Genomic DNA, 21,397 nt, shown 5'->3' on the forward strand with positions numbered 1-21,397 from the left:
CATGCTTGCGGTGATATCCGGTAACTGCGACGAACTCGTCCAGAATCCGTTGCTTGTCGGCCCGGCAGCTCGAACGATATCGCTCGACAATCGCTTCGACCAATTCCGACCGTGTCGCCATGCTAACCCGCCTCGCCATCCATCCTCCGAACCAGGATGACAACAACGGCTTCATCCCCTCGGGACGCGGACCCTATCGGTAACAATCAACGTGAGGCAATGCGGGGGTCAGTTTCTCAATTCGCCTGACATCAATCTCCCGCAGATCTAAGCCAAGTCACTACCCGATCCCGCAATACTCGAATCGTTCGGCTCTACGGAGTTTCCACTCGGTTCCGGCAGCCACGATTTTCGGTCGGATAATGATGGTGACATGCCGACCCAGATCGCGAGGCCGATCAGTAGCGCGCCGCTCAAGACGCCGATGACAGAGTAGATCCAGATCATCCGCTCGCTCCTCTTGCGAGCAACCACCATAACACCGGGCATCGTGTTTCAACAGTATCGGCGCTCATGCGGACAAAGCTCGGGCTTTAGTTCGAGAGGTACGTTTGAAGGAATGTTCGAACGCTGCGGATGGATTTTCCTGCGGCGTCTGGATTGTATTTTTCGATGTGACCAAACACCCGCCGTCCCACCTTAAACTCCGGGGCGTCAAAATCGTGGTAAGTGCCCTTGTAGACATTGAGCTCGATGGGCGGGCCATTGTCGCTCAGACGGGCAAGCCTCTTCTGGCACCGGTCAGCCGGGCTCCAATTGTCGCGTTCGCCACTCAAAATCAGGGTCGGCACTGTTGCATCGCCCTGACTTGCTGCACAGAGCGGATAGTAGGCAACCGCTGCCCTGAATTTGTGGTCCATGAGCTGTTCGTTGCCTTCGATTTTTGTTCCTTCCAGCGTCGCGGTGCCGCCCGTTGAAAAGCCCATCAAGGCAACGCGCCGCGCATCGACAAAGCTTTGTTTCGATAAAAAATTCAAAGCGCCATAGGCGTCGAAGAGGCGATCGGGGAGCGAACCCTGGCACGTGTCCTTGATGTTGCGGGTAGTGAAGCTATCGACGACCAACACGACGTAACCCCACGAAACCAGCCGTTTCGGCCAAAGGTCTTTGACGCTCAACCGCATGCCCTCGCATCCATGCAGGAGGACGACCGCCGGGAAGGGGCCATCACCCTTCGGGCGGGATAGATATCCCAGCAGGGGTGTGCCTTGCGGTTGAGAAATAATTTCTCCCTGTTCTCTAGCCTTGCTTATTCGAAACGGGCTGAGCTTGACGGGCGCGCTTTCGAAGTGAACCCGTTCGTCGGCATCAGCCGGGTTTCCAGCGAGCGTGACGCTGAGAAAAGCGACGAGGCACAGAAAAAGTCTCGTGGTTTTCACTGAACTTCTCCGCTATTGGATCAACAGCCTGCTCATTGTACGCCGGACCTGAAGGCTCGCAAAGCGGGTGAGGGGGTGCCGCCGATTGGGTCGGGCAGATTATCTGCGCGCTGCGGTTAGAAGCGCTTGATCACCCCCTGGCAGGTCGTTTATGACTGCCGTAAATCCAAGCTGCGAAATTTGAGTCCAGAGGTGATGTCGACCAAATCGGTCGCCGCCGGCTGATCGTACGCGCCACTTTCTAAGGCTTGCGGATTTGTCACACGGCCCACCTCTTGCTCCGTCATCGTCGGGTTTGACCCGAGGACCCACGTTGGTCTCCATCAGAAGCGGAATGGATCCCAGGCTCAAGTGTACGGCCTTGATACATAGCTGACAGATGTTCGGAGACATGCCTGACACTTCCGGAATGATTTTTCGGGAGGTCGGCATGGTTTGGCGGTCGAGGTCAGTTGTGGATGAGCGTTTGGAATTCTGCCGGTTGGCAGGGCTGGAGGGGACGAACGTCTCTGAGCTTTGCCAGCGCTTCGGCATCAGCCGGGAGACGGGCTATGTCTGCCTGCGGCGCCTGCGGGCGGGCGAGCCGGTGGTGGACCGCTCCCGCCGGCCGCATGCGAGCCCGCGGCGTACCGGAGGCGATCTCGAGCGCGCGGTGCTTGATATCCGCGACGAACATCCGGCCTGGGCCGCTCGCAAGATCGCCCGCCGGCTGCAGGATCTCGGGACCGAGCCGCCGTCTGCATCAACCGTCCACGCCATCCTGGTGCGCCACGACCGCATCGGGCCAGGGCCGCACGCAGCTCGTCTCAGGCCTCTGGTGCCATCCCCTGACTGTTATCGATGACCATTCCCTCTTCGCCGTAGGCCTCAGCCTGCGCCGACGAGCGCATGCAGACCGTCCGCGGCCGGCTGGAGCCCATCCTGCGCCGCCACGGCCTGCCGCTGGCCATCTATACCGACAACGGCAACCCATGGGGCACCGGCGTGCCCAACCAATGGACAAGGTTGCGTGTCTGGCTGCTCAAGCTCGGCATCGACCTCAACCATGCCAGACCTTACCACCCCCAGGGCCGCGGCAAGAACGAACGCTTCCACCGCAGCCTCAAGGCCGAGGTCTTCGACTTCGCTGCGCTCGCCACCCACGCCCAAGCGCAAAGGGCCTTCGACCGCTGGCGTGACATCTACAATCCTGTTTCATAACACCCATCTTTCTATGTCATTGAAGGGGATAGGTTTTCCTGATCTGGAGGCGATCCCGCGGGGTGGCGAGGGTTCTTCCGGGCACGATCGAGGATCTGACGTGCTTGTGGGGTCGCGAGTTTGGAACGGCTGAAGATCCATGGGCCATCGGGTAGCGGATGAACCCCCTCAATATCGCCAGCCTCGCCGCCAGACGCAGCGTCTTTGGCGTTATCCCGAGTAACTTCGCCGCACAAGATTAAGCCATGGCTCGACCCCGTCGATCTGCGGACGGAAGACCGGAATCTTGCGATATGACCTCAGCGCGGTGACCCGCTCCCGTGTCCAGCGATTGCCATTGCCGGTCGTCAATGCGTTGCGATTGAGGACACCGGCAATCACGTCGTCATTGGCGATCAAGATGAGCTGTCTCACAGCGTCGACAATGTCGTCAGGGGTCGCGTTTCTTTGGCCACGGCGTCGCTTCGGCAGGCGCAGCTCGGTGTGGACGCTTCCAACCCAATGAATGACGAGGGCGATCTCAGAGGTTCCATCATCGAGATCGGCGACCACTTCATTGATGAGCGTGCGCACGATGCGCTTCTTCAGTCTTGCATCGGTTGTCGGCGCCGTCCAGACGGTGCGAAGGTTTCCCGCAAGTGCGGTTACCTGTGATGCGGACATAGGGAACGGCTGCGGCGTAACTGTCCGATGTTTGGCAATCTTGGCCTCGATCTCGCCGACGCCAGTCAGCGCCTTGTTCCAGCGCGCCTCCAGCTCCGACGTTACAAGTCTGTTTTCCGGATCGGCCGCGTCATATTGCCGGAATGCCCGGTCGGCTACATAGCGTGCTGCCTCGAGGTCGCGCAGCAGGGCATCCTGAACCTTATCGCGTTGGCTGGCCATATTGCGTTCCGCCTCACCGGCGGCCGCGATGGCTCCCGGTTCGACCACGCCGAGCAGCGCCTCCTCGATCGCATCATCGACCCGCAGACCGCCGAAGGCGATGCAACGTGGTTCGCCACTATCGAGTAGACCACGCCAACAGGAATAGCGCGGGATGTTATGGTTGGCTCCTGTGTAACGAACCGTCAGCTTCCGGCCGCACCTTTTGCAGCGGAACAGGCCGGCAAGCAGAGCGTCGCCATGCTTCGGCGCTCCATGATGGCGACTGGCCGGTACATTGTCGCTGACCATCTTGCGGATCTCCTCCGCCCGTTCCCAACTGATGTAACCTTCGTGCGCGTCCGGGATCAGGGCAACCCATTCGTCACGCGCCTTGCGGCGAATTCCAGATCGGCCATCGTATCCCGGTACGGAACGACTCTTACCATAAGCATAAGCGCCGCCGTAGATCGGGTTCGCAATCATCCGGTGGATGGTGGCATAATTTGGCCTGCGCCAGATGACGTCACCGTTGGCGCACCTGACGGGCAGGTCCAACCCCTGCTCAAGGAACCATAGCAAGGCCTGCCGGGCACTCCCGAGTTCGGCGACCTTGTTGAAGACGAGTGCGATGGCTTCCTGGATGCGTCGGTCTGGATCCTTCTCGATCCTATCACCGGCCTTTACGAAGCCGGCCGGAACAGTGACGACGAGTTCACCGCGGCGAGCCTTCTGATGGCGGGCGGAAAGGGAACGCTCGCAAGAGATCGAGTTCATACTCGTTGAGGCTGCCCTTCAAACCCAGGAGCAGGCGGTCGTTGCCCTGGCGGGGCGCATAAACTGCTTCCTGGTCGACCAGGACGGTATCGACAACGCGGCACATCTCGATGAGTTGCTGCCAATCGCGGCTGTTCCGGGCGAAGCGCGATACCTCACGCGCGGCCACGGCGCCAACCTTGCCAAGGCAGACTTCCGCCACCATCCGATCAAATCCAGCGCGGGTCACGCCGCCGGCGGCCGAACGACCAAGGTCGTCATCCACCGTCTCTATCTGTGACCATCCAAGCGCTGCCAGACGGTCGCGCATGGCGTACTGGAGGGCGCTGTTCTCTCGATTGTGCAGAACCTGGTGAGCCGAGGACTGCCGAACATAGAGGATGGCCTTCCGCTTCAGATGATGCGGCCCGATCTTCTCATGCATCATGACCGGCCTCCTTCTGTTGGGAGGCATGTCCGCACTTTGCGTGATCGACGAACAGCCGCACGATGAGCACCGTCAACGCTTGGCGGGTCTCCTCCGGCAACTCCGACCATTGCGGCGTCCCTGCCGTCTTCCCCCGCTGCGGGGCCGAGAACAGATCGAACTGGCATGTCATGGGCTGGCGAGGCATGAACATCTCTCCGACTCGTTTCGTGAGAGACCAATGCTGCGCCGATTACCGAAGATTGCGATGAGGCATCAGCGTCCTTCAGCAATCTTGCCAAAGTATGCAGGCTTGCGAGATCGACGTGCGGGACCGCCAGGCTGCGCCAACAACCACTCACTGATCGGTCGAACATCCACGACGGGACCTCAAGAAGTCGACCAGAAGAAGAACCAGACAGGCTGCAGCGGAAAATATGCGTCCCTTTGGACACCGCATCATGCACGTGAACGAGCCGTCCGGACCAGGGATGCCACGGATACATAAGCTCGCGAACCTCGGTCCCGTGGGTGTTCTATCGTCGTGTTGTACAACCATTGCCGTCCCCACCAGGGCATCGACATGGCCGTGCCGGCCAGCCGCTACCGGCCTTCACCGCGCCCGTTTCCCGACCGCCTGCCCGAACCGGCCTATGACAGCGGCGAAATCGTGCGCCGCGTTGGAACAACCAAGGGCTATGTCCGCTTCAAGGGACGGGCTTGGCGCGTGCCCAACGCCTTCAAAACCGAATGCCTCGCCATCCGCCCGCTCCACCGCGATGGTCTCTACGGCGTCTTCTTCGGCGCAACGACGCCGAGGCTGTCAATGAGTCGATGAAGGACCAGCCGTTGAGGCGACCGAAGCAGAAGGAGCGCTAATTTGCCTGGAAGGCCTCTGATGTCAGGACTTCTCGACACCCTCGAGATAGGCGTCGGTATCGCCGCTTGCCTGCCGCTTTATTACCTCCATGTCGTTGCGATCGGTTATCCCTCGGTGGCCCGGCTGGCCCGCGCGGGCTATGTGCTGCCTGTCAAGAAGGCCCGCAGCCACTCGCAACGCGGCGCCCAGCCATGAGAGGCGAGGCGCCGGCGAAGTGCAGATATGCTACCGACGGTGCGCTGTTGCTTCTTCGCCACAACCATTTCGAAATCTGCAAGGCTCCAATATCCCCGTGGCGCCGCATTTCTGAGTGAGGTACATCTCGGCAGACAGTCGCGGCAAGCGGTTGGGCGGGTGGTGTCGTGAGCGGGGCAATCCGCAGCTTAGAGGGATTAGTTCCGCATATGGATGGCGTCGTTTCGCAGCATCTGGACTCCGGTCTTCGTGCGCTCTGCGGTATCGCTGCATTCTATCGCATTGCTGCCGACCCGGCTCAGCTGCAGCACGACCTGGCGTTGAAGGGGCGTACGTCCCAGGCCATAGACATTCAGCGAGCAGCCAAGATCATCGGACTTAAGGCGCGCGTCGTGGAGAAGGTCACGGAGCAACGTCTTCGAGCCATGCCCGTCCCCGCCATTGTCCAAGTGCGCAGCGGAACCTTTCAGGTGCTCGCCGGGTTGAATCCGTCCGGGAAGTATCGACTTGTCGATCCGATAACGCGTGCTGATCGCGAAATTACTCCATCAGATATTTTAGCCGAAATCGACGGGCGTGTTATTCTTGTAGGCCGGCGCATAAGGGGCGAAGGGTCCGACCCGCGAGAATTCGGTCTCAAGTGGTTTCTGCCATCGATCTGGCGCTATAGAAAGCCGCTCGCACATGTGTTGCTTGCCTCGCTGTTTGTGCAGATCTTCGCGCTCATCACACCTTTGTTCTTTCAGATTGTGGTCGACAAGGTCCTGACGCACAAAGGCTATTCGACCCTGTTCGTGCTTGTCGCCGGTATCGCGATCATTGGCCTCTTCGATGTGATGCTTCAATATCTGAGAGCCTATGCGTTGGCTCACACAACGAATCGGATCGATGTTGAGCTCGGCCAACGATTGTTCCATCATCTGCTACGGCTGCCGCTGGAGTACTTCGAGACGCGATCTGCCGGACAGACCGTCGCCCGCGTCCGCGAACTTGAAACGATCCGCGCGTTTCTGACCGGGCAGGGGTTGTTTTCGGCGCTTGACGTCGTTTTCATTTTTGTCTTCATCGCGGTTCTTTTCGCTTATTCCTGGAGCCTGACGCTGATCGTCATCGCCGCCATCCCGATCTACATTCTGATCGGAAGCGTGGTTCGACCGCCATTGCGCGAATTCGTCAAGGAGAAGTTCAATCGGGGCGCGGCAAGCCAGCAGTTCCTGGTCGAAGCCATTGTCGGAGTCCACACGGTGAAGTCCGCGGCGGTGGAGCCGGTGATGCAGGCGCAGTGGGAAGAGAAGCTCGCAGCTTACGTGCGAACAGCCTTCGATACGACCCTGCTTGGCGTTGGCGGACAAAACGCCATTCAATATGTAAGCAAGCTTTCGACGGCCGCCCTTCTTCTTTTCGGTGCGAGGGCCGTAATCGAAGGCGAGCTTTCCGTTGGCTCTCTTGTCGCCTTCAACATGATTGCCGGGCAGGTCACCCAGCCGATTTTGAGGCTGTCCCAACTCTGGCAAGATTTCCAGCAGGTGCAGATCTCGGTCGATCGGCTCGGTGACATTCTGAACACGCCGATGGAACGTCAGCCAAAAACCCGTTCGTCGTTGCCGGTACCAAAGGGGAAAATCGAACTTCGAAACGTAACGTTCCGTTATCGGCCCGGTTCTCCGGAGGTCTTGAAAAATGTATCACTTGAAATAAAGCCGGGAGAGATCATCGGTATCGTCGGCGCCTCGGGCTCCGGAAAGTCGACGCTCGCAAAACTGGTGCAGCGTCTTTATGTCCCCGAAGAGGGGCAGGTCCTTCTTGATGGCATGGATCTATCCCAGCTCGATCCCGCCTGGCTTCGGAGCAACATCGGAGTGGTTCTTCAGGAGAACCTGCTGTTCAACCGTACGATCCACGACAATATCGCTTTTTCAAATCCGGCGATGCAGCGGGCTCAGGTTATTGCGGTTGCCAAGCTCGCCGGAGCGGATGAATTCATTTTGCGGTTGCCGCACGGCTACGACACGATGATCGAAGAGCGCGGCGCAAACCTGTCCGGTGGCCAGCGTCAGAGGATCGCCATTGCCCGTGCGCTTGCAACCGCCCCACCGATCCTGATTTTCGATGAAGCGACCAGCGCCCTCGACTATGAAAGCGAACGCGTCGTGCAAACCAACATGCACCAGATCGCCGCCGGCCGAACGGTTATCATCATCGCGCATCGGCTCGCCGCCGTGCGGCCTTGCAACCGGATCATCGGCATGGGTGACGGGCGCATAGCGGAAGTTGGCAGCCATGACGATCTGCTCAAGCGCTCGGACGGGCTCTATGCACGACTTTGGGCCTTGCAGAACGACAGAGGCGCCGCATGAAAGGTGGACCTGCCCAAGCTGTTCGATATGCCGGCCTTCCGTCGCGCCCGCTCAAGCGATCCGATCATGAGTTTCTGGCGCCGGCGATCGAAATCCTGGAGACCCCACCCTCGCCGGTGCGTCTGGCGCTGATCATGATCATTTGCGCCTTCGTCACAACGGCATTGATCTGGTCCTATATTGGCCGCATCGACATCATTGCGGCTGCACAAGGCAAAATCCAGCCGACGGGTCGTGTCAAGGTTGTTCAGCCGCTGTTGACGGGTAAGGTGAAGGCGCTTCCGCCATCAAATGGAACACACATCAAGAGCGGGGATATCCTACTCGAACTTGATCCGACGGATGCCATTGCCGACGAGACGGATGCGACAAAAGGCCTGGCGTCCGTGAGGGCCGAGGTCCGGCGCCGAAAAACTGCGGTGGATTATGTTCGTTCTCAGGAGATGGGTCAGTCGTTGCCACCGATCTCATGGGATGCAGACGCGCCCGATGAACTGCGTGGTCGTGAAGAAGGCATCCTGCGGGGTGACCTCGGCCAATACCAGGCCGCAGTCGCGTCACTTGATGCTCAGAAGCACCAGAAGGAAGTGGAACGGGATCGTCTGATCGTGACGGTTGCGGCTGAAAAGTCGCTGGTTGAAACCCTGAAAGAGCGTGTGGCGATGCGCAATACGCTTGCTTCGAAGGAAGCCGGCACGATGGCGAGCGTGATCGATGCGACGGAAACTTTGAAGGAGCAGGTGACGCAGCTAGTCATGCAGGAAGGCCAGCTCGCTGATGCCGCGGCCGGAATCGAGGTCCTTGCGCGGGAGAAGGACAAGCTAACACGAGCGTTCCTAAGCGATCAGCTCGAGCGGCTGGGTAATGCGGAACGTCGGGTCGAAGAGCTGGAGCAGCGGCTGGCGAAAGCCAGAAATGTTCGCGAGCAGATGAGCTTGCGCAGTCCAATAGACGGCACGGTGCAAGCATCCTCGATTACCAGTGTGGGTCAAGTGGTGACCGTCGGCGAGGACGTGATGCGTGTCGTACCTGAGGGAAGCACACTGGAGCTCGAAGTTTACGCTTTGAACAAGGACATCGGCTTCATCAAGGTCGGCCAGGATGCTGTCGTCAAGCTCGAAGCCTTTCCCTTTACTCGCTACGGGACGATCCCGGCCCGCGTCATCAAAATTGCGGCAGATGCGATTCCGGAACCCGACGCCGCACGCCGTGAAGGTGACCCTGTAACGAGGCAGGCAGAGACCGCGTTCGGCGGCGCTGAAAGAATACAGAATCTCGTATTTCCGGTCACGTTGAGCCTGCAGGCAGACCAAATTTCAGCAGATGGCCGTAAGGTCAAGTTAAGTGCGGGCATGGCAGCAATTGCGGAGGTTCGAACGGGCGAGCGCAGGATCCTGGAATATGTCTTCTCGCCTTTGGTCGAGGTCGCAGAAGAAGCACTTCATGAGCGTTAGTTGCTACGATCACACCTTACTGAAGCGAGATTAGAATTGTAGTTGAAATTTCACCCTCATGCGGAGCAGAGGGGGCCGGCATTTGGCCCGGCAGAGTGGATTAGGCAAACGGGGATTTTATGACGAACCTTATTACTTCGACAACAAGCGTCGCTTTGACTGGGGATCAGAAAGTTGACGGGCTTTTCAGTGGTTCTGCCTGGGACGGAACGATAACCTACGCATTTCCCACCACCTCGGCATCGTACTCCTACAGCGGCGAGAAAGATTACAGTTTCTCTTCGATTTCCTCGCAACAGCAGTCTTTTGCCTTGTTCTTTATGGAGCAATCCTACGGGAACACGGCAAATGACGGCTTCTCCGTAGAGGGATTTACGAACGCCAACTTTCAGGCCGGTAGTGCGGAGACCGCATCGGTGCGGTTCGCTCAGTCATGGATGCCCCCGACGGCATGGGCCTATTATCCAGACAGTCCGGAGGCAGGCGGCGATGTCTGGTTCGGGACGTCATATGCCGGCACTGAAGATGATCTTCGCTTTCCGGAGTTCGGCAACTATGCCGGCCATACCTTGGCGCATGAACTGGGCCATGCTCTCGGGCTGAAACATGCTCATGAAGGGGATGCTTCCAATACGACAGTTGTTCCGAGCGCATATGACTCGCTCGAATACACGATCATGACCTACCACACATATGTCGGAGACGATTTGAGTGGGATCAAGTATGAGCATGACGGTGCGCCACAAACTTTCATGATGCTCGACATCGCCGCCCTGCAGGAAATGTATGGTGCGGACTACACGACGAACAGTGGCAATACCGTTTACAAGTGGAATCCGAACCAAGGCATCACCTATGTCAACGGGGTTGCGGCCATCACGCCCGATGCCAACAGGATCTTCGCAACAGTCTGGGACGGCGGCGGTATCGACACCTATGATCTCAGCGCCTATTCCACCGGCCTTAACATCAACTTGCAACCCGGGAGCTACTCGGTCTTTTCCCAGGGCCAGTTGGCCGACCTGGGAGGAGGCCCGAACAGTGGTTATGCCCGCGGCAACATTTTCAACGCACTTCTTTATCATGGCAATCTTGCCTCGTTGATCGAGAATGTTCAGGCCGGTTCCGGCAACGATACGATTGTCGGCAACGACGCGAACAATACGCTTTGGGGCAATGCCGGAAATGATTCGCTTGCCGGCGGTATCGGCAACGACACATTGATCGGCGGTGCCGGATTGGACACGATGTCGGGCGGGGTGGGCGACGACGTCTACATCGTCGACAATGCCAACGACGCTGTGATTGAGAATGCCAATGGGGGGACGGATACGGTCCAGACGGCGCTTGCCAGCTATACCATGAGCACCAACGTCGAAACCCTGACCTATACCGGCACGGGAGCCTTTACCGGCACTGGCAATGCGACTGCCAACACGATCATTGGCGGCGGCGGCAACGATTGGCTGAACGGTGCGGCAGGGGCCGATAGCTTGATCGGCGGCACTGGCGACGACACCTATTTCGTCGACAATGCTGCCGACCTCGTCACCGAAAACGCTAGTCAGGGGACCGACACGGTTCGGACGTCGCAACTGATAAGCTACACGCTTGGCGTCAATGTCGAAAACCTGACCTACACCGGCACCGGGGCCTTCAGCGGTATCGGAAACGGGCTCGACAACACGATCACCGGGGGCGCTGCGGCCGATACGCTCTTAGGCGGCGACGGCAATGATTGGCTGAACGGTGCGGCGGGCGCCGATAGCTTGCTCGGCGACACTGGCAACGACACCTATTCCGTCGACAATATCGCCGACATCGTCACCGAAAATGCCGGTGAAGGGACCGACACGGTTCGGACGTCGCAACTGATAAGCTACACGCTTGGCGCCAATGTCGAAAACCTGACCTACACCGGCTTGGGAGACTTCAACGGTACCGGAAACGGGCTCGACAACACGATCGCCGGCAGCATCGGCAAAGACAGGCTGACAGGCGGTGCCGGCAACGATTGGCTGAATGGCGCGGCGGGCGCCGATAGCTTGCTCGGCGGCACCGGCAACGACACCTATTCCGTCGACAATATCGCCGACGTCGTCACCGAAAACGCCAGTGAGGGGACCGACACGGTTCGGACGTCGCAACTGGCAAGCTACACGCTTGGCGCCAATGTCGAAAACCTGACCTACACCGGCACCGGGGCCTTCAGCGGTATCGGAAACGGACTCGACAACACGATCACCGGCGGAGTCGGCGATGACAGGCTGTCAGGTGGTACTGGGAACGACACATTGATCGGCGGTGCCGGATTGGACACGATGTCGGGCGGGGTGGGCGACGACGTCTACGTCGTCGATATTGCAACGGATGCTGTGATTGAGAATGCCAATGAGGGGACGGATACGGTCCAGACGGCGCTAGCCAGCTTTACCATCGGCACCAACGTCGAAACCCTGACCTATACCGGCACGGGAGCCTTTACCGGCACCGGCAATGCGACTGCCAACACGATCATCGGCGGCGACGGCAACGATTGGCTGAACGGCGCGGCAGGGGCCGACACCTTGATCGCTGGCATCGGCAACGACACCTATTCCGTCGACAATGTCGCCGACGTCGTCACCGAAAACGCCGATGAGGGAACCGACACGGTTCGGACGTCGCAACTGGCAAGCTACACGCTTGCCGCCAATGTCGAAAACCTGACCTACACCGGCACCGAGGCCTTCAGCGGTACCGGAAACGGGCTCGACAACACGATCACCGGGGGCGTTGCCGCCGATACGGTCTCAGGCGGGGCCGGCAACGATTGGCTGAACGGTGCGGCGGGCGCCGATAGCTTGCTCGGCGGGACCGGCAACGACACCTATTCGGTCGACAATGTCGGCGACGTCGTCACTGAAAATGCCAATGAGGGCACCGATACGGTTCGGACGGCGGCACTGGTGAGCTACACGCTGGCCGCCAATGTCGAAAACCTGACCTATACCGGCACTGGGACTTTTAGCGGGACTGGCAATGCTCTCGACAATACGATCACTGGCGGTGTCGGCAACGATAGGCTGTCAGGCGGTGCCGGCAACGATTGGCTGATTAGCGCGGCGGGCGCCGATACCTTGCTCGGCGGCGCGGGCAACGATACCTACTCCGTCGAAAATGCTGCCGACGTTGTCACCGAAAACCTCAATGAGGGGACGGATACGGTTCGGACGACGTTGTTAAGCTATACGCTTGGCGCCAATATCGAAAACCTGACCTATGTCGGCGGGGGGGCCTTTAGCGGTACCGGAAACGGGCTCGACAACACGATCATCGGCGGTGTCGGCGACGACACATTGAACGGCGCGGCGGGCGCCGATACCTTGATCGGCGGCACCGGCAGCGACACCTATTCCGTCGACAATATCGCCGACGTCGTCACAGAAAACGCCGATGAGGGGACCGACACGGTTCGCGCCACGGTAAGCTACACGCTTGGCGCCAATGTCGAAAACCTGACCTACACCGGCACCGAGGCCTTCAGCGGTACCGGAAACGGGCTCGACAACACGATCACCGGGGGCGTTGCCGCCGATACGGTCTCAGGCGGGGCCGGCAACGATTGGCTGAACGGTGCGGCGGGCGCCGATAGCTTGCTCGGCGGGACCGGCAACGACACCTATTCGGTCGACAATGTCGGCGACGTCGTCACTGAAAATGCCAATGAGGGCACCGATACGGTTCGGACGGCGGCACTGGTGAGCTACACGCTGGCCGCCAATGTCGAAAACCTGACCTATACCGGCACTGGGACTTTTAGCGGGACTGGCAATGCTCTCGACAATACGATCACTGGCGGTGTCGGCAACGATAGGCTGTCAGGCGGTGCCGGCAACGATTGGCTGATTGGCGCAGCGGGCGCCGATACCTTGCTCGGCGGCACGGGCAACGATACCTACTCCGTCGAAAATGCTGCCGACGTCGCCACCGAAAACCTCAATGGGGGGACGGATACGGTTCGGACGACGTTGTTAAACTACGCGCTCGGCTTCGGCTCCAATCTCGAAAACCTGACCTATGTCGGCGGGGGGGCCTTTACCGGCACCGGAAACGAACTCGCCAACACGATCACAGGCGGTGTCGGCAATGATAGGCTGTCCGGCTTCGACGGCAACGATTGGCTGGATGGCGCGGCGGGCGCAGATACCTTGATCGGCGGCGGCGGCAACGACACCTATTCCGTTGACGATATCGCTGAGGTCGTCATCGAAGACGCCAATGGGGGGACCGACACGGTTCGGACGGCGCTGGCAAGCTACACGCTTGCCTCCAATGTCGAAACCTTGACCTATATCGGCACGGGAGCTTTCACCGGCACTGGCAATGCGACTGCCAACACGATCATCGGCGGTGCCGGCAACGATTCGCTGAACGGTGCTGCGGGCGCCGATACCTTGATCGGCGGCACCGGCAACGATACCTATTCTGTCGACAATGCCGCCGACGTCGTCACCGAGAACGCCAATGAGGGGACCGACACGGTTCGGACGTCGCAACTGGCAAGCTACACGCTTGCCGCCAATGTCGAAAACCTGACCTACACCGGAGTGGGCGCCTTTGCCGGCACTGGCAATACGCTAGACAACACGATCACCGGGGGCGCTGCTGCCGATACGCTTTCAGGCGGTGCCGGCAACGATTGGCTGATTGGCGCGGCGGGAGCCGATACCTTGCTCGGTGGCACGGGCAACGACACCTATTCCGTCGACAATGCGGGCGACGTCGTCACTGAAAATGCCAATGAGGGGACTGACACGGTTCGGACGACGCTGGCAAATTACACGCTTACTGCCAATGTCGAAAACCTCACCTACATCGGCTCGGGGGCCTTCATCGGTACCGGAAATGGGCTCGGCAATACGATCACCGGTGGTGTCGGCAACGATCGGCTGGATGGCGCGACTGGCGCTGACACCTTGATCGGCGGCGCTGGAGACGACATCTACCTTGTCGACGATGCCGCCGGCGTCGTCACCGAAAGCGCCAATGAGGGAACGGACACGGTTCGGACGTCGCTTTCAAGCTATACGCTCGGCGCCAATGTGGAAAACCTGACCTATAGCGGCTGGAGTAGCTTCACCGGCACCGGCAATTCGCTGGACAACCGCATCATCGGCAACATAGTCAGCAGCAACACGCTGACGGGGGGCGCCGGCAACGATATCATCACCGGTAGCATAGTGGCAGACGTCTTCGTCTATTTGCCGGATTGGGGCCATGACACGATCACAAATTTCGGGGCAAGTGGCAGTGATCATGATGTTATCAGGATCGATGATAGCATCTTCTCGGATTGGGCGTCGCTTCTTGCCGCATCGAGCCAGTCTGGGAATGATACGATCATAAAGGCCGATGCTGACAACACCATAACACTTCAGAGTATCCTCGTATCGAGCCTTCAGTCAGAGGACTTCCAGTTTGTGTGATATTGCTCGAACTTCCCCGGCAGAAAAACCTGCCGGGGGTGGGGCACCTACCTCGGTCCGCATTCCCCGACTGGGCCGGGCCGAGAAAGGAGAGCTTAAGCTTCCAGCCCTTGCTGTCCATCCACCTCGCAAAGCCAGATTACCGTCTGGCCATTAGTAGTGGTCCGATCCTCGACGATGGAGAAGCCTGCTTTTGTCAACTCGGAAGAAAATGCGCCCTTGGACAACACGGTTGTCCAGTTCAACTTGGCCATCTCGTCTGCGCTCATCCCAACTCGATTTGAGACATGGCTGACGACCAAGAAACTGCAGTGGTCCCGAAGGTGGCGCAACACAGATTGTAGGTCGGAGATGTACTCGAGTACTCCTAGAAGAGCGATAACGTCATATCGATCCTCCAGTTTGTCCTTCCTCAGGTCAAAAGGCGTTATTCCCTTCCTCTGTGGGTGTAGGTCAAACCCGCGATAAGTGAACCCAGCCCTTTTGGAGGCGACCAAAGGGCCTAATTTGCCGTCGCCGCATCCAATGTCTGCTAAAATCGCCCGGGGGCGCCCACTCAGCGACGCCGCTTTCGCTATCAAATCGGCGGAAATGTTCGCCCTGTCCATCCAGGAGTTGGCGGTTTGTCCGCCGCAGTTGAACGCGTCGGTGCCCTGCGGCAGGCTAGCCGGTCTGCGAAAAGATCGAATTAGTCTTTTGAACAAGTTCCAACTTTCTTGTGGATCAACTACGGGCGATAAGGCGGCCTGCTTGCTATAAATATATCGTGACCCGCCATCTTCGCCGCTATCATGCAGGAGCGAGCAAATCAATCTTAGTTCCACCGTCGCCCCAAACTCAAGGAAACATATGAGTAAGCTCGGCATTGCGTTAACCGCTCTCAACGGCCTGTTTTTCGCAGGATCCCTTGGTCTCTCGCCTATCGCTCCTCCTGCATTCGCTCAATTCCTGGCGACATCATTCAATATCAGCCAGAGAAACGATGTCTCCTTCGCTTCGGTCGCCGTCGCTCGCCCGAACGAACCGGGCAAGAATATGGCGTTCGACATCGTGCCGGGGGAGGGCGCTATATCAAACTCTGATAGCGGCTATGCCTGGCAGGACATATGCAATATTGACCCTATCAGGCACCCCGGCTCGCCCATCTTTTGCGCCCGATCTGGCATCAAGGACGGCTGGGCCGAATTCGGATCGAAGAACTACGATGGGGCCGGCGTTCGTAATGTTCGGATCATCATGGGAAATACAGTCGGCGCCGAATTGTCGATCGATCCAAGCAACAATGATCCAGTTCTCACGATTAAGGGTCGTATCAAGGCGCGCGGCTACGATATCGTACGCTGACAGGAACGCTTATCTTTCAATAAGCAATCGTTGTCATTTGGACAGCGTTCCGTTGGGCAGCGACCGATAAAGCTTATCCTTCGAATAAGGCAGGATGTCTCCTGAACCAGCGTTTGCCGCAGCGCATGAATCTGCGATCACTCGAACCGTATTGCCGTTAGAGATAGCCGGCGGAGACGCAGTAGCGGATGATCACCAAGAAGACGCCGCCGATGCAGAGCAAGGACGAGCGCGGTTCGCGTTTGAATATTCAATGCTTCCTCCTCGCCCACCGGTTCGCGAAGCGCCTGCGCGAACGTTGGTAAGGCCATAGCCTGTTCACATCGCGACAACAATCTGCACCCGTCTTCACCTAGGAGTCGGATGCCTCGCCACATCCACAATCCCGAGCCCACTTCATGCTCGTCCACAACTGGCGCGCAGTGCTCAAGCGCGCGTGGAGCGTCCGCCTCATGGCGCTGGCGCTGCTCTTCATCATCATTGAGCCCGTCTACACCTTCATCACCGCGACCTGGCTATCCCGCAACATCTACATCCAGCTCGCCATGTCGGCGATGACAGGCCTCTTGGCCGTTGCGGCGATTATCGCCCGCATCTTCGTCCAGCAGAAAATCTCAGGAGACCTGAATGGCATACCGCCTGCAGAAGGGTAGTGCCGCCGCGGCCATGGCTGTGGCGCTCGTCGGATCGTTCGAGGGGTTGCGTCAGAATGCCTATCCGGATCCGGCCACGCAAGGGCCCTGGACGATCTGCTATGGCAGCACCAATGGCGTCAAACCTGGGGATCACAAGACGGTGGAGCAGTGCAAGGCGCTCCTGGCGCTGGAGCTCAAGACCTATGCCAGCGGTGTCGGAAGCTGCGTGCATGTTCCGCTGCCGGATGCCCGCTTCGTGGCGCTGACCTCCTTTGCCTACAATGTCGGCGTCAAGGCGGCTTGTGGGTCGAGCGCGGTCAAGCTCATCAACCAGGGCAGGACGGCCGAGGGTTGCGAGTCGCTTTTGAAGTGGAACCGCGCGGCCGGCATCGTCTTTCCCGGCCTGACACGGCGCCGGCAGAAAGAACGCGCCTTCTGCCTCGAGGGCATCTGATGTTCTCCATCCTCGACACGCTCAAAATGGGCGCCGGCATCGCCGCCGGCCTTCTGCTCTATCATCTCTATGCCGTCTCGATCGGCTATCCCTCGGCGGCCCGCGAGGCGCGCGCCGGCTATGTCCTGCTGGCCGAAAAGACCGCAGCCGGCGCCCGGGCCGAAGAGATGGAGCGCCAGCGCAACGCCGCCGCCTGGGCGAACGAGGAGCATCGCAAGCGCCTCGCGGCCGCGGAAGCCGCCGAGCAGGCCGCCAAAGACACACTCGAATCGAGATCCGATCCTATGAACTTCAGCTTTCGGAAAAGAACCGCGCTTGCGCTGTCACTGCTGCTGATCGTCAGTGGCTGCTCCGCCACTGAGCGGTTGAACAAGGCGGCGGTGACGACGGGGCAGGCGGCGGCCGGCATCGCGCTGCCGCCTTTGCCCAATGATCTGCGCCGGCAGGAAGCGCATGCGCCTGTTGTCGAAGCCGAGCCTGTGATCGCCATCCTCGCCCGCGAACGACAGGCTCTCGACCGGGCCAATGCCCGCCAGGGGCGCACCCTTCAGTTCTACGACGACCTCACCGTGGGTTTCGGCTGCACAGAGGGCGGCCTTGCGCCGCAGGAGACGATCTTGCCGAATGCGATGGGGCGGGCATCCATGTCGTCGGCGTCACCATAATTCCGACCATGACCGCTTCGTCGGACAGCGGCCGGACGGTCGCGGGCTATACCGTTCCCGCCTTATGGACAACCACCTTGGCGACGGTGAACAACACCATCAAGGCAAGTTCTCGTTACGCCAAGGTCATCGATCAGCTGCTTGCCTTCACGGCGGACACTGATCCGACGAAGTCGTCGGCCGCTGAAATGTTTCCGCTCGGAAACGTCGTCGGGCATCCTGGAAATCAGGACGGCGTGACGACGTGGGACACGATCAAGCTGCCGGCTTCGGTGCCGGACGGCACCCGCATCATGTTCGAATATCAGCCTGGTCAATGGACGTCGAGAAACACCTATGGCCGCATCGACAATGGCGACGGGACGGCCGACTATAAGGTGCAGGACATTCGCCACCAACGTCCAGGACAATGCCGCGCTGCTGGCTCACGGCATGAACCTGGATACCACGTCCATCCGACGCTGCATGAGATCTTGCGATTTGTCGGCCGCTTGCCGCAATCCGAAAAGCTGAAATTTTACCCCTAGTCGAGCGCTGAGAGAGATGACATCCAATGACGATATTCTCCGCGCTCTCGGGCGCGTCGAGGGAAGGCTGACAGGCATCGAGGACAACGTCGCGCTTCTGCGCAAGGAGGTCAGCGACGAAAAGGCCAATGCCCACAATAGCCGCGCCGTGGTCCACCAGCGGCTCGACGAACAGGCCAGGCAGATCGCCCATCTCGATACCAGGGTGGCGATCAGCGGCGGTGCGGATGCGCAGATCCGCGAGGAAATCAAAAGCCTCAAGGAGACCGTCGAGAAGAACCAGGAGGCGGTCGGGCCGGCACTTGAAGAGTGGAAACGGATGAAATCGATCGGCTATGGGATATCGGGGCTTATCGCGTTTGCCGGCCTGACGATTGGCGGGATGATCGCCTATGCTAGCGACGGCGCGGTGGCAGCGCTTCGGCATTGGTTGAAGATCAATTGACGCGGGTGCCGGTCATTCGGCGGCCGGTCTTGGGTGTGGCGTGCGCAGATGCATTTCGTGCTCTACAGATAGCCTGCTATTGCGGTGGCGATGGCGCTGTTTCGTTTTATGAAAATGAACCCGTTGATGATCCCTTTAAGCGCCGCCTTGGCGCCTGGCGGACCGATACTTATGCTCGCCCCAAAACCGAAGCAAACCAGACTCCTAAATTTTAGGCATCACTAACGAACAAAACGACCGCCTGCTGGTTTTCCTCTCAGGAGGAAACGGTCATGAAAACCATGAGCAATCGCCAAGTTCGTATTCCCGGCCCGCGAGAGCACGATGTTGCGGAACATTGCCGCAAGTTTGGGATCGGCCCGGCCGAGGAGAAGAAGCTGAAGAAACTTCTCGGCTCTCGGGCGCCACTCCATGAAATCCAGGCCAATGCTCCGCCGCGGCAGCCGAGGTGGCGTTAGATGGCGAGGGTCGCGGAAGACGTCGCAGGGATCAATACACGCCACATTACGGCAATGATTCAAAGATTGAGCGGAACAGAGGAGCGCCGTGAACGCTCGCGAAAGAGGTGCTTTTGCCGGGTTTTGACATGATCGATCTTGTTTAAGACGTGGGCCGAATCTCCGGCTTGCTCCACTTGGACCTGCTGAAAGCCCTGCTCCGGCGGGGTTTTTCGTTGGCGTTCCAATGTGCCTGTCGGTTTTCGCCCGGCGGGAGCTCATCGGTGTGACGGTCGCAACGTGCCCGGGCAGGTTGTCGATCATCCCTGGCGGAATTTCCGGGATCGTGGCGTCGTATCTCTGCCGGGGAACTTCCGACAATATCAGGGGTTTTGCCGGCGGATCGCGCGGCAGGTCTCGTCTCCTGTACCTACTGCTACCCCTGCAGTTGCTGCGCGGTCCACTCATGCAAGTATGATGATAAGGCGCCCGGCTGTCGTCAGCGGGCAAAGTCATTTGTCGTTTGTCGACGTTGGAAGTTCACACGCTCGAAGACGCATTGATCTAGCATCTGCGATGGATCAAGAAGGCACAGCTGCGCGCCAGGAAAGCCTGTCAATGCTGCAGTTGCCGCGAGAGCATGAGAATGTAATCGTCGGCGATATCGGCAACCACCATGGCGGCTTCCGCGGCCGTGTATCCCTTGCCGATGGCGTCGCTGACGATTTTCATCACGGCCGGTTCAAGCGCTTCCCGGCAGTCGGACAGACTTTCGTCATGCGCGCATTTTGGACGAAATTCCAAGATGTTGTTCATGGCATACCCTCCATTCGATCTAGCTCGGGGCCCCTGAAGGCAAGCCAGCCTCTCCAGGGAAAGGCGGGGCCACGGTTCCGGCGAGCTGCTTCAGGAACCAGAAGTGTTGTCGTTGAGGCTACGATGGCATAGGGGCGGATGTATTCAAGCGCATGCTGATATTAAGGTAAGCCAGTAGGGTTAATTCGTCCACTGATGTTGCATCGTGGCATCGCAAGCAGATGCAAAGCCAGCTGCGGCCAATGCATGTCGCTCAAAAGTGTGCGCGGTTTTGGGATAATGACATGCATCAAATAAAGCATGTCGCTCAAAAGTGTGCGCGGTTTTGGGATAACGACATGCATCAAATACTGCATGTCGCCCAAAGTGTGTGCGGTTTTGGGAAAATGACATGCATCCAATAAAGCCCTTAGAGTTTAGCGCCTGCGAGGCTATTTTTTTCGCTAGACGCTGATACGGCGGCCGGCTTTATCAGCCTCTTTGCGATTGGCGCCGTGCTTCTCAATGATGTCCCTGGCATCCTCGTTGGAAATGCGATGTTTCTTGGCGAAATAGATGACTTCGTAGGGCGCCTCAGTGACGGCCTCTTTGGCGGGTTGGATCTTTTTCGTTTTGTCATTGGACATGATTTTTCCTTCCATGGAAATGTTGAGTGGGCGTGCCAACGCCGTCGTCTCCGGACCGAGGATCGGAGAACCGGCGCTCTCAAGTCGGCATCAGCCGAAGATTTGGCTCCGTGCCGTCTTATCGATGCGCTCGGGCCGTCATATGTCTTTCCCAGATCTGCGTCGCCTGCGCTGCCGTGCCGGTCTTGTGGAATCGCAGCAGGTGCAGTCCTTCCGCCCGTCGTTTTTCGTTAAAGGCGCTGTTTTCGTAGTCGGTGCCTTCGACAATGCTCTCGCTTTGAAGAACGGCCTTCAATTCCTGCACATAGTGTCCGGTGATGTTGAAAAGCGCTTCATTCTCAGGTGCGTCTGTCATCGTTTTCCCTATGGTCGCGTGGCATTCAACGCGGTGCCGGTTCGGCAGGCCACGTTGGTAGATGCATCAAGCAATCCGCGCCCCTATGGGAAAGGCTGGTATCGGACAGCGTT

Annotated in this window: 19 protein-coding genes and 4 pseudogenes; 14 read left to right on the forward strand and 9 right to left on the reverse strand. The window is 58.9% G+C overall.

What is annotated here, in order from left to right:
* Nucleotides 1–267: 267 nt before the first annotated feature.
* Entirely contained in the window at nt 268–447 is a 180-nt protein-coding gene (locus tag U5G49_RS04175; protein ID WP_245510096.1) for a hypothetical protein, read from the reverse strand.
* 86 nt (nt 448–533) lie between these two features.
* Nucleotides 534–1,379, reverse strand: a complete 846-nt coding sequence (locus U5G49_RS04180) for a dienelactone hydrolase family protein (protein WP_193446155.1) — start codon at nt 1,377–1,379, stop codon at nt 534–536.
* A 430-nt stretch (nt 1,380–1,809) separates the two neighbouring features.
* Between U5G49_RS04180 and U5G49_RS37320 the strand changes: the two are divergent.
* Nucleotides 1,810–2,567, forward strand: a pseudogene (locus U5G49_RS37320) (helix-turn-helix domain-containing protein); the annotation flags it as partial.
* A 222-nt stretch (nt 2,568–2,789) separates the two neighbouring features.
* On the opposite strand, the gene U5G49_RS04195 reads toward U5G49_RS37320, so the two are convergent.
* Genes U5G49_RS04195 through U5G49_RS04205 form a run of 3 tightly spaced genes read right to left on the reverse strand, consistent with a single transcriptional unit; the run spans nt 2,790 to nt 4,834 of the window.
* Complete coding sequence (locus tag U5G49_RS04195; RefSeq protein ID WP_322790908.1) at nt 2,790–4,220, reverse strand: recombinase family protein; 1,431 nt, start codon at nt 4,218–4,220, stop codon at nt 2,790–2,792.
* A complete protein-coding gene (locus U5G49_RS04200; protein WP_284200481.1) occupies nt 4,159–4,647 on the reverse strand; it encodes a recombinase family protein in 489 nt (162 codons plus the stop codon). Before U5G49_RS04200 ends, U5G49_RS04195 begins: the two co-directional genes overlap by 62 nt.
* The gene (locus tag U5G49_RS04205) at nt 4,637–4,834 is read right to left on the reverse strand and encodes a hypothetical protein (RefSeq protein WP_065283532.1); all 198 of its coding nucleotides are present in this window, start codon (nt 4,832–4,834) and stop codon (nt 4,637–4,639) included. The genes U5G49_RS04200 and U5G49_RS04205 overlap by 11 nt, the downstream gene beginning before the upstream one ends.
* 339 nt (nt 4,835–5,173) lie before the next feature.
* Here U5G49_RS04205 and U5G49_RS04210 point away from each other — a divergent pair.
* The 5 genes and pseudogenes from U5G49_RS04210 to U5G49_RS04230 all read left to right on the forward strand — a co-directional run.
* Nucleotides 5,174–5,464, forward strand: a pseudogene (locus U5G49_RS04210) (IS481 family transposase); the annotation flags it as partial.
* Nucleotides 5,465–5,524: 60 nt separating this feature from the next.
* Nucleotides 5,525–5,701 (forward strand): hypothetical protein, encoded by a 177-nt coding sequence (locus U5G49_RS04215; RefSeq protein ID WP_193446137.1) that lies wholly within the window; start codon nt 5,525–5,527, stop codon nt 5,699–5,701.
* Between the two features lie 209 nt (nt 5,702–5,910).
* Nucleotides 5,911–8,058, forward strand: a complete 2,148-nt coding sequence (locus U5G49_RS04220) for a type I secretion system permease/ATPase (protein ID WP_193446136.1) — start codon at nt 5,911–5,913, stop codon at nt 8,056–8,058.
* Nucleotides 8,055–9,512 (forward strand): HlyD family type I secretion periplasmic adaptor subunit, encoded by a 1,458-nt coding sequence (locus tag U5G49_RS04225; RefSeq protein ID WP_193446135.1) that lies wholly within the window; start codon nt 8,055–8,057, stop codon nt 9,510–9,512. The genes U5G49_RS04220 and U5G49_RS04225 overlap by 4 nt, the downstream gene beginning before the upstream one ends.
* Nucleotides 9,513–9,631: 119 nt before the next feature.
* Nucleotides 9,632–14,980, forward strand: a complete 5,349-nt coding sequence (locus U5G49_RS04230; protein ID WP_284200482.1) for a M10 family metallopeptidase — start codon at nt 9,632–9,634, stop codon at nt 14,978–14,980.
* Nucleotides 14,981–15,075: 95 nt separating this feature from the next.
* On the opposite strand, the gene U5G49_RS04235 is transcribed toward U5G49_RS04230, so the two are convergent.
* Nucleotides 15,076–15,846 (reverse strand): methyltransferase domain-containing protein, encoded by a 771-nt coding sequence (locus U5G49_RS04235; RefSeq protein WP_322790909.1) that lies wholly within the window; start codon nt 15,844–15,846, stop codon nt 15,076–15,078.
* On the opposite strand from U5G49_RS04235, the gene U5G49_RS04240 reads away from it, so the two are divergent.
* The 8 genes and pseudogenes from U5G49_RS04240 to U5G49_RS04275 all read left to right on the forward strand — a co-directional run bounded on the left by U5G49_RS04240 (nt 15,830) and on the right by U5G49_RS04275 (nt 19,508).
* Nucleotides 15,830–16,324, forward strand: coding sequence for a hypothetical protein (locus tag U5G49_RS04240; protein ID WP_246289069.1), 495 nt, complete (start codon nt 15,830–15,832; stop codon nt 16,322–16,324). The genes U5G49_RS04235 and U5G49_RS04240 overlap by 17 nt on opposite strands.
* A gap of 398 nt (nt 16,325–16,722) precedes the next feature.
* The gene (locus U5G49_RS04245) at nt 16,723–16,977 is read left to right on the forward strand and encodes a DUF7940 domain-containing protein (protein WP_193444851.1); all 255 of its coding nucleotides are present in this window, start codon (nt 16,723–16,725) and stop codon (nt 16,975–16,977) included.
* On the forward strand, nt 16,952–17,413 hold the full coding sequence (locus U5G49_RS04250) for a lysozyme (RefSeq protein ID WP_193444850.1): 462 nt from the start codon (nt 16,952–16,954) through the stop codon (nt 17,411–17,413). The genes U5G49_RS04245 and U5G49_RS04250 overlap by 26 nt, the downstream gene beginning before the upstream one ends.
* Nucleotides 17,413–17,774, forward strand: a pseudogene (locus tag U5G49_RS04255) (hypothetical protein). Before U5G49_RS04250 ends, U5G49_RS04255 begins: the two are co-directional and overlap by 1 nt.
* 19 nt (nt 17,775–17,793) lie before the next feature.
* Nucleotides 17,794–17,994: pseudogene (locus U5G49_RS04260) on the forward strand (hypothetical protein); the annotation flags it as partial.
* 92 nt (nt 17,995–18,086) lie between these two features.
* On the forward strand, nt 18,087–18,605 hold the full coding sequence (locus U5G49_RS04265) for a hypothetical protein (protein WP_246289066.1): 519 nt from the start codon (nt 18,087–18,089) through the stop codon (nt 18,603–18,605).
* A gap of 16 nt (nt 18,606–18,621) precedes the next feature.
* Entirely contained in the window at nt 18,622–19,050 is a 429-nt protein-coding gene (locus U5G49_RS04270; RefSeq protein WP_193444849.1) for a DUF1515 domain-containing protein, read from the forward strand.
* Nucleotides 19,051–19,322: 272 nt separating this feature from the next.
* On the forward strand, nt 19,323–19,508 hold the full coding sequence (locus U5G49_RS04275; protein WP_018241117.1) for a hypothetical protein: 186 nt from the start codon (nt 19,323–19,325) through the stop codon (nt 19,506–19,508).
* 594 nt (nt 19,509–20,102) lie between these two features.
* Here U5G49_RS04275 and U5G49_RS04280 read toward each other — a convergent pair.
* The 3 genes from U5G49_RS04280 to U5G49_RS04290 all read right to left on the reverse strand — a co-directional run bounded on the left by U5G49_RS04280 (nt 20,103) and on the right by U5G49_RS04290 (nt 21,284).
* The gene (locus U5G49_RS04280) at nt 20,103–20,303 is read right to left on the reverse strand and encodes a hypothetical protein (protein ID WP_193444848.1); all 201 of its coding nucleotides are present in this window, start codon (nt 20,301–20,303) and stop codon (nt 20,103–20,105) included.
* A 443-nt stretch (nt 20,304–20,746) separates the two neighbouring features.
* The gene (locus U5G49_RS04285) at nt 20,747–20,929 is read right to left on the reverse strand and encodes a DUF3606 domain-containing protein (RefSeq protein WP_018517836.1); all 183 of its coding nucleotides are present in this window, start codon (nt 20,927–20,929) and stop codon (nt 20,747–20,749) included.
* Between the two features lie 118 nt (nt 20,930–21,047).
* Nucleotides 21,048–21,284, reverse strand: coding sequence for a hypothetical protein (locus U5G49_RS04290; protein ID WP_193444847.1), 237 nt, complete (start codon nt 21,282–21,284; stop codon nt 21,048–21,050).
* Nucleotides 21,285–21,397 lie beyond the last annotated feature (113 nt).

Origin of the sequence: Rhizobium indigoferae (assembly GCF_034554815.1) — a bacterium.
Classification (GTDB): Bacteria; Pseudomonadota; Alphaproteobacteria; order Rhizobiales; family Rhizobiaceae; genus Rhizobium; species Rhizobium leguminosarum.

Bases quoted from the DNA above. Each gene is read 5' to 3' on its own strand.
- U5G49_RS04225 (WP_193446135.1), top strand. From the start codon at position 8,055: ATGAAAGGTGGACCTGCCCAAGCTGTTCGATATGCCGGCCTTCCGTCG.
- U5G49_RS04215 (WP_193446137.1), top strand. From the start codon at position 5,525: ATGTCAGGACTTCTCGACACCCTCGAGATAGGCGTCGGTATCGCCGCT.
- U5G49_RS04230 (WP_284200482.1), top strand. From the start codon at position 9,632: ATGACGAACCTTATTACTTCGACAACAAGCGTCGCTTTGACTGGGGAT.
- U5G49_RS04205 (WP_065283532.1), bottom strand. From the start codon at position 4,834: ATGCCTCGCCAGCCCATGACATGCCAGTTCGATCTGTTCTCGGCCCCG.
- U5G49_RS04270 (WP_193444849.1), top strand. From the start codon at position 18,622: ATGACATCCAATGACGATATTCTCCGCGCTCTCGGGCGCGTCGAGGGA.
- U5G49_RS04280 (WP_193444848.1), bottom strand. From the start codon at position 20,303: ATGAACAACATCTTGGAATTTCGTCCAAAATGCGCGCATGACGAAAGT.
- U5G49_RS04245 (WP_193444851.1), top strand. From the start codon at position 16,723: ATGCTCGTCCACAACTGGCGCGCAGTGCTCAAGCGCGCGTGGAGCGTC.
- U5G49_RS04175 (WP_245510096.1), bottom strand. From the start codon at position 447: ATGATCTGGATCTACTCTGTCATCGGCGTCTTGAGCGGCGCGCTACTG.
- U5G49_RS04240 (WP_246289069.1), top strand. From the start codon at position 15,830: ATGAGTAAGCTCGGCATTGCGTTAACCGCTCTCAACGGCCTGTTTTTC.
- U5G49_RS04265 (WP_246289066.1), top strand. From the start codon at position 18,087: ATGACCGCTTCGTCGGACAGCGGCCGGACGGTCGCGGGCTATACCGTT.
- U5G49_RS04235 (WP_322790909.1), bottom strand. From the start codon at position 15,846: ATGCCGAGCTTACTCATATGTTTCCTTGAGTTTGGGGCGACGGTGGAA.
- U5G49_RS04250 (WP_193444850.1), top strand. From the start codon at position 16,952: ATGGCATACCGCCTGCAGAAGGGTAGTGCCGCCGCGGCCATGGCTGTG.
- U5G49_RS04195 (WP_322790908.1), bottom strand. From the start codon at position 4,220: ATGAACTCGATCTCTTGCGAGCGTTCCCTTTCCGCCCGCCATCAGAAG.
- U5G49_RS04290 (WP_193444847.1), bottom strand. From the start codon at position 21,284: ATGACAGACGCACCTGAGAATGAAGCGCTTTTCAACATCACCGGACAC.
- U5G49_RS04285 (WP_018517836.1), bottom strand. From the start codon at position 20,929: ATGTCCAATGACAAAACGAAAAAGATCCAACCCGCCAAAGAGGCCGTC.
- U5G49_RS04275 (WP_018241117.1), top strand. From the start codon at position 19,323: ATGAAAACCATGAGCAATCGCCAAGTTCGTATTCCCGGCCCGCGAGAG.
- U5G49_RS04200 (WP_284200481.1), bottom strand. From the start codon at position 4,647: ATGATGCATGAGAAGATCGGGCCGCATCATCTGAAGCGGAAGGCCATC.
- U5G49_RS04220 (WP_193446136.1), top strand. From the start codon at position 5,911: ATGGATGGCGTCGTTTCGCAGCATCTGGACTCCGGTCTTCGTGCGCTC.